General features: G+C 41.9%; 5 protein-coding genes and 1 pseudogene. 5 read left to right on the plus strand and 1 reads right to left on the minus strand.

What is annotated here, in order from left to right; genetic code table 11:
• The first annotated feature begins 204 nt into the window (after positions 1-204).
• The 4 genes from RMY27_RS35270 (at position 205) to RMY27_RS35285 (ending at position 2,615) form a co-directional block, all read left to right on the plus strand.
• Complete coding sequence (locus RMY27_RS35270) at positions 205-1,458, plus strand: ABC transporter substrate-binding protein (RefSeq protein WP_322669437.1); 1,254 nt, start codon at positions 205-207, stop codon at positions 1,456-1,458.
• 109 nt (positions 1,459-1,567) lie between these two features.
• A complete protein-coding gene (locus RMY27_RS35275; protein ID WP_322669438.1) occupies positions 1,568-1,729 on the plus strand; it encodes a hypothetical protein in 162 nt (53 codons plus the stop codon).
• A 244-nt stretch (positions 1,730-1,973) separates the two neighbouring features.
• On the plus strand, positions 1,974-2,333 hold the full coding sequence (locus tag RMY27_RS35280) for a hypothetical protein (protein WP_322669439.1): 360 nt from the start codon (positions 1,974-1,976) through the stop codon (positions 2,331-2,333).
• A 75-nt stretch (positions 2,334-2,408) separates the two neighbouring features.
• Positions 2,409-2,615, plus strand: coding sequence for a hypothetical protein (locus RMY27_RS35285; protein WP_322669440.1), 207 nt, complete (start codon positions 2,409-2,411; stop codon positions 2,613-2,615).
• A gap of 35 nt (positions 2,616-2,650) precedes the next feature.
• Here RMY27_RS35285 and RMY27_RS35290 read toward each other — a convergent pair.
• Positions 2,651-2,912: pseudogene (locus RMY27_RS35290) on the minus strand (transposase family protein); the annotation flags it as partial.
• A gap of 230 nt (positions 2,913-3,142) precedes the next feature.
• Between RMY27_RS35290 and RMY27_RS35295 the strand changes: the two are divergent.
• Positions 3,143-7,251 (plus strand): serine/threonine-protein kinase PknK (locus RMY27_RS35295; RefSeq protein WP_322669441.1); only part of this gene is annotated, 4,109 nt, incomplete at its 3' end.

Genomic DNA, 7,251 nt, shown 5'->3' on the forward strand with positions numbered 1-7,251 from the left:
ATAACTTTATCCTAGAAGCTCTTTTCTATGCAGCTTCATATTAAATTGGTATTAGGCTATCAAGTCTTAGCAACAGATATAGAAGAAAAACATGTAACTGCCGCGTTAACAGAATAAGTTTGTATACTAAACACCTTACAAGTACTATATAAGAACAATATCTCAAAATCCCTGATATTCTCCAAAGATTATAATCGAGCATCTATGAAAAGCACGCTCACTGTTAAGCTCTGGTTTGGGATCTCACGTAATACAGCATTATTATTTATTTGCTGGATGCTGATCACAGCTTGTAGTAAAAGTAGCAACGTTAGATTAACTCCAGCAAATAATTCCGCAGTAATAACAAGTGCAGCTAATACTATTCCTATTGGGATCGCTTTTGCTCAAACCAGTAATGTAGCACTACTAGGTCAAGAGGGAACTGATGGAGTTAAAATTGCCCAGAAGTATTTTAATAACAAAAATGGGATTAATGGTAAAGCAATCGAATTAATATTTCAAGATACTGGTGGCGATGAAGTTGGAGCAATTAATGCCTTTGGCAGTTTAATTAATCAAAATAAGGTTGTTGGTATTATTGGTCCTACTCTGTCACAACAGGCATTTAGTGCTAACCCGATAGCAGAACGCAATCAGGTTCCAGTGATTGGTGCATCAAATACTGCTAAAGGCATTCCTGAGATTGGTGATTATATAGCTCGTGTTTCTTCATCTGTTGCAGTCGTCGCTCCTTACGCAGTCAAAGCAGCGCTTAAACAAAATCCTCAAATCAAAAGGGTGGCTGTGTTCTATGCACAAAATGATGCCTTTAATAAATCAGAAACTGAAATTTTTCAGAAAACAGTGAAAGATTTAGGATTAAATTTAGTCACAGTCCAAAAGTTTCAAACTACAGATACCGACTTTCAAGCGCAAGCCAGTAATGCTATTAATTTAAAACCAGATTTAATAATTATATCTGGATTAGCTGTGGATGGAGGCAATTTAGTCAAACAAGTACGGGAACTTGGCTATCGAGGTTTAATTATTGGCGGAAATGGATTTAATACTTCTCATATATTTTCAGTTTGCAGGATGCTTTGTGATGGTGTAATTATTGCTCAAGCTTATAGTCCTGAATACAAAAATGAAATTAACACTGCTTTTCGTAAAGCTTATGTTGAGCAATATCATCGAGAGCCACCCCAAGTTAGCGCACAAGCTTTTGCTGCTTTACAAGTATATGTAGAAGCATTGCAATCTTTAGACAAAAAAAGCAGAATTAAGGATTTAACTTTACCTCAGTTGCGTCAAGAGTTGAACAAGGAATTACTGAGATTAACTTATCAAACTCCTTTAGGTGAAATTGCTTTTACACCAGAAGGTGATGTAGTTCAAAAACAGTTTTATGTTGCCCAATTAAAGATGGAAGCAAACGGTATTAATGGTAAATTTGCTTTTTTAAATATAAAGTAATTGACAGCGATCGCTCAAGCGCAGAAATTCATTACAGCTGTAATCGCCCCCGGACTGGAACATCACTACAGACACCAAGTTTGATGAAGTGCGATGTAAGTACGTTTATATGCGTCTGCCCACGCCAGATAACCCAGACCCCCGCTGTAAAACCGACAACAGGCAAGAAGTATTTGCTTTGGGTGAGTTTGGAGATTTTATCAAACCCATCTTCGATACCTTTGACCTGTACCATAACCAAGGGGTAGACCCCAGAGCGATCGCAGTCTGAAAGAGACTCACTCGAAAAAGCCTACACCCTTCAAGGGGAATGGAGATTATCGAGATGAGGTGGAAAGGATCGCCCAACAGGATTCAGGTGTTGCTGGAGAATGATTAAAGAAGAATTTAGAAATAATAATTCTTACCAAAGAAAATTTGATCCCCCTCTGTGGAATGTAGTACAACCTGTAACGCAAGCTTATCATGTGTTCACTATTATGGATGCTATTAAAAGTACATGCTGGTGACAAGGAATGAATAATCAACAAATTGCTTACCCTCTGATTGAACAAGAGCATATAAAGCCTGTAGACAGAGACAAATTAGTCCTGCTCCGTAATCGCCGTCAGCTAAAGCCTCTTGTAAGAAATCCGGATTTTACCGTTCGGATTCTAAACACAATCACGATTGCCTCTATTGCCAGTAGTGGCTTGTTTGGGATAGGTACGCTTTCGTGTTGGGGGTTAGAGATGATTGAGGCGAACACAAAACCAGTTACTCTTAGTAAGCAGTATGAATGGCAGATACGAAAACATGTCTGCTTGGGCTGGATGCTTGTTGGTTTTTCCAGCTTTGTTGCTAGTGCTTCATTGGGTGAAAAGCCTAAGCCATAAAAAATTAATAGTACCAATTGCCAAAGAGTAAGAATGACTCCTTCACTCATTAAGCAAAAAACAACATTTTAAATTATGAAACTACCTCAAATGATTGTCACAACAGTGGCAGCAATCACCTTTGGATACATCGGCTCCCAATACTTTACTAGAAATATTATGTATATCATAGGTGGTGGAATGGTTGCACTTGGTGCAGTAGCATATGTTATTCCGCCCAAAACCAAACAAAAACTAACCCAGGAACAACCAAAGGAGCCAGTGGAAACTACCCGCCACTGAGCGCGGTAGTTTTCAAATGGGAGCAAATGCTCTCAGAGTCTTACCCCTGCTGCACCACCATTAGCTAAACCAATCACACTCAGTCGTTGAGCTAAACGTAGAGTTCTTCTAGCCCAAGGTGTGGTTACATTGGTCAGCCTTTGTGTAAAAATGCGCCGTTTACACAACCTATTGATGCAAAAAAACTTCCTTACCCGTAACTGTAAGGTAATGCTGTAATCAGCCCAGGGTAAGTCTGCTAATAAGCGTTCATAGCGACTATGAATGAAAGTGAGTTGGTTGGTTACAAACTGGACAGTTAACTACAATTGCACACTGCTTAATTGATAAGCGTTTCCGCTTTTCTTAGTGCCATTCCTGTAGAAACGCTCTACATAATTGATACAGCGCTCGTAAGTGAACGCCATCACTCTGCAACTGGCTAGAAATGAACGAAACCAAATAAAACCTCAGAAGATGAAAGATGTAGACAGCTAGATTGCTGTATAGTTTGGATTATGCCAGATTATTCTCTAAAGAGTTGCTCTATGATCGCTCTACCTGGTATTTTTATCCAAAACAAAATATACGAAAGTTCTAATTCTCTAGTGTACCGAGGCATTAGAGAAGATGGAGTAGGGATCATCGTAAAAATGCTAAAGCTTGATTATCCCTCTCCTCAAGAACTGACCCGCTACAGACAGGAATATAAAATTACCCGCTCTTTGAATCTGGAAGGAGTTATCAAGGCATACAGCCAGCAGGACTATCAACGCACTCTGGTGATTATTTTAGAAGATTTTGGCGGAGAGTCCCTAGAGCAATGGATGCAAAAGCGTCCAGATGTTTTCTGCCCTATGCCTTTATCGACTTTTCTTGATTTGGCGATCGCTATAAGCGACATTCTGGGCAGAATCCATGCAGCCAATATCATTCATAAAGATATCAACCCTGGAAACATCGTCCTCAACCTGGATACTGGCGTTGTCAAAATTATTGATTTTGGGATTGCGACCCAATTTAACCGCACGAATCCAACCTTCAAAAGTCCCCATGTGTTAGAAGGCACGCTTGCCTATCTGTCGCCAGAGCAAACCGGGCGGATGAACCGGATGCTCGACTATCGCACCGATTTCTACTCGCTGGGCGTAACCTTCTACGAACTGTTAACTGGACAGCTACCGTTCCCCACTCAAGACATCCTGGAGCTAGTTCATTGTCATATTGCCAAACCGCCGATTCCTGTGCATGAATTGAACGCCACGATTCCCAAAGCCATTTCAGGGATAATTTTGAAGTTGATGGCGAAAAATGCGGAGGATCGCTATCAAAGTGCCTGGGGCATCAAAGCGGATCTAGAACACTGCGCCGGGCAACTGGCAGAAATGGGTCAGATCAACGCCATGTCGTTGGGACTACAAGATGTTTCAGAACAGTTTTGCATTCCTCAGAAACTGTATGGACGAGAAGAGGAGACTAAAGCATTATTGGCGGCGTTTGACAGAGTAGCTAGAAAAGAGACGTTTGGCAAAATTTGTCAACTAGAGTCAGGCAGAGAAAATGCTCAATTTAATGTCGAACTCATGCTCGTTGCTGGTTACGCTGGCGTTGGCAAAACAGCATTGGTGCAAGAACTCTATAAACCCATCACAGCAAAGCACGGCTATTTCATATCGGGTAAATTTGACCAATTCAGGCGCAATATTCCTTACAGCGCCATTGTGGATGCCCTGCAAAAGTTGGTGCAGCAACTTCTGGGGGAACCGGATGAGCAAGTGCAACAGTGGCGATCGCGCCTGCTCACTGCTTTGGGAAGCAACGGACAAATTATCGTAGATGTCATTCCTGAAGTTGAATTAATTATTGGCAAACAGCCACCCGTACCCGAAGTTGGAGCAACGGAAGCTCAAAATCGCTTTAATCTCACGTTTCAAAGGTTTGTGCGGGTGTTTTGTGCAAAAGAGCATCCCCTGGTCGTCTTTTTAGACGATCTACAGTGGATCGATTCTGCGACGTTGAAGTTAATTGAACTCATATTACTTGACGAGCAAACTCAATCTCTGTTTTTGATCGGAGCCTATCGAGATCATGAAGTGTCTCCAACGCATTCATTAATTTTGATGCTGGAGAGCTTGCGAAACCAGGGAGCAGTACTTCAGGAAATCATCCTGACCCCCTTAACGCTGGAACCGTTGAGTCAACTGATAGCTGAGACATTACATCGCAATCCTGATACCGTTCGTTCCTTAGCCCAAGTCGTGTTGCGTAAAACCGAGGGCAACCCTTTCTTTGTTGGTGAATTTTTGAAGCTGCTGCATAGCGAAAACCTGTTGACCTTTGATGCCCAACAGTTGATCTGGCAGTGGAACTTAACTGAGATTGAAGCTCAAGATATCACCGATAATGTAGTGGAGTTGCTGTTGCGTCAGTTACAGAAATTGCCGGAAGCAACACAGCAAGTTCTCTCCATCGCCGCTTGTGTCGGGGCTGAGTTTGATTTAGAAACATTGGCGATCGTTTGTGAAAAATCGCCGAAAGTAATTTCTCTAGATTTACTAGCTGCAATAAATGCTGGATTAATTCAACCTCTATCTGAATTAGACGAAAACTTGTTAGTTCAAGACTACAAGTTTCTGCACGATCGCGTTCAGCAAGCGGCTTATGCTTTGATTGATGAGCCGCAAAAACAAGTGGTTCATCTCCAAATTGGTCGCAATTTACTCGAAAAAACTTCACCAGAACAGCGATCGGAGCGACTGTTTGAAATCGTCGATCATCTCGATCGGGGAATTAAGTTTGTCACCGCTCGAGTAGAACGAAATGAAATTGCCAAATTGAATTTAATGGCAGGTCAGAAAGCAAAAGGTGCAACGGCTTATGAAGCAGCTCTTCAGTATTTCAATATAGGACTGAAACTCCTAGATACAGACAGTTGGCACAATCAGTATGACCTTACCTTAGCACTGTACTCAGAAGCAGCAGCGGCAGCGTATCTTCACGGCCGCTTTAATGAGATGGAACAATTGGTAGAAGTGGTACTCAATCGCGCCAAAACAGCGATCGACAAAGTGCAGGTTTACGATAGCAAAATTCAAGGATATTTGTCACAGGGCAACCTGAAATCAGCACTCAAAATTGGCTTGGAAGTGTTGAAGCTCCTGGGAGTAATCTTACCAGAAAATCCAAGTGAGTTAGATGTTCGAGGCGGATTGGAGTCAACGGCTGCACTACTCGCCCAACGAGAAATTGAAGACTTGGTTAATTTACCAGAGATGACTGCACCAGAACCGCTAGCAGCAATGTCAATCCTAGCGAATATAGGGGCTGCTGCATTCATAGTATCACCAGCACTATTCATGCTGATTACTTGCAAAACGGTAAATTTATCAATCAACTACGGTAATGCTATCTGGTCACCACTGTATTATGCTGGCTACGGATTTGTTCTATGTGGAGTTGTTCAAGACATTGAACTCGGCTATAAATTTGGTCAATTGGCTCTTAGTTTGGCAGAACGATTGAATACCAAAAAAGGCAAGGCTAAAGCATTACAGTTATTTAGTGACCATGTTATGCAATGGAAAGTACATCTTAAGGAGACGATACCACTGCTGGTTGAGGCTTATCAGGAAGGAGTGGAAACCGGAGACTTTGAAACCGCTGGTTATGCTGCATATGACGTGTGCTACAACTCGTTTTTCGTCGGTGAGTCACTCACCCAACTAGAACAGAAAACGGCAACATATAGCAAAGCAGTTGATCGAATCAGACGGGAAAGCCCCTCGACTTGGATTGCAATAGTGTGGCAGACCATTCTTAATTTGTTAGATAGGTCTCTTAATCCCAGTCGCTTAGTTGGTCGGGTGTGTAATGAAGAGCAGGCATTACCACACGCCCTTGCAGTTAAAGATGGAACTGCAATTCAAATGCTATATCTGCACAAAATTATACTGTGTTATCTATTTGAAGAATATCATCAAGCTGTACAGACTGCTATTTTGGCAAGGCAACATTTTGAAGAAGCGACGGCAATAAAGGTTTTACCTGTATTCTGTTTCTATCATTCGCTGGCGCTTTTGAGCCTGTTGCTCGATGCTTCAAACTCTGAAAAAGCAGCTTGGCTAAACTGTGTTAACACCAACCAAGAAAAAATGCAGAAATGGGCAGAACACGCCCCAATGAATTATCTACATAAATTTTATCTAGTCGAGGCAGAGAAAGCACGAGTCTTAGGGCAATTTTTTGAGGCTGAAGAGTTTTACGAGCGAGCGATCGCGGGGGCTGCTGAAAATGAGTATATCCAGGAAGAAGCATTAGCTTATGAATTAGCGGCTAAACATTATCTGGCGCGAGGTCGGTCAAAAATTGCTCAAACCTACATGAAAGAGGCGCACTATTGCTACGATCGCTGGGGCGCAACCGCTAAAGTTAAAGACTTAGAAAAACGCTATCCACAGTTCTTTTCTCAGTCGTCTAGAGCCGCTTCCACATCAATTCCTATTACTGCTGAAACTATCTCTAATTCCTTCCATACCGCTTTCGATTTTGCAGCAGTGATGAAAGCTTCACAGGCAATTTCTCGTGAAATTGAACTGAAGCAATTGCTGCGATCGCTGATGCAAATTTTAATTGAGAATGCTGGCGCACAAACCGGATA

Origin of the sequence: Nostoc sp. DedQUE09, from assembly GCF_034530915.1 — a bacterium.
Classification (GTDB): domain Bacteria; phylum Cyanobacteriota; class Cyanobacteriia; order Cyanobacteriales; family Nostocaceae; genus Nostoc.

Coding starts and splice junctions, on each gene's coding strand:
- RMY27_RS35270 (WP_322669437.1), top strand. CDS start 205: ATGAAAAGCACGCTCACTGTTAAGCTCTGGTTTGGGATCTCACGTAAT.
- RMY27_RS35275 (WP_322669438.1), top strand. CDS start 1,568: ATGCGTCTGCCCACGCCAGATAACCCAGACCCCCGCTGTAAAACCGAC.
- RMY27_RS35280 (WP_322669439.1), top strand. CDS start 1,974: ATGAATAATCAACAAATTGCTTACCCTCTGATTGAACAAGAGCATATA.
- RMY27_RS35285 (WP_322669440.1), top strand. CDS start 2,409: ATGAAACTACCTCAAATGATTGTCACAACAGTGGCAGCAATCACCTTT.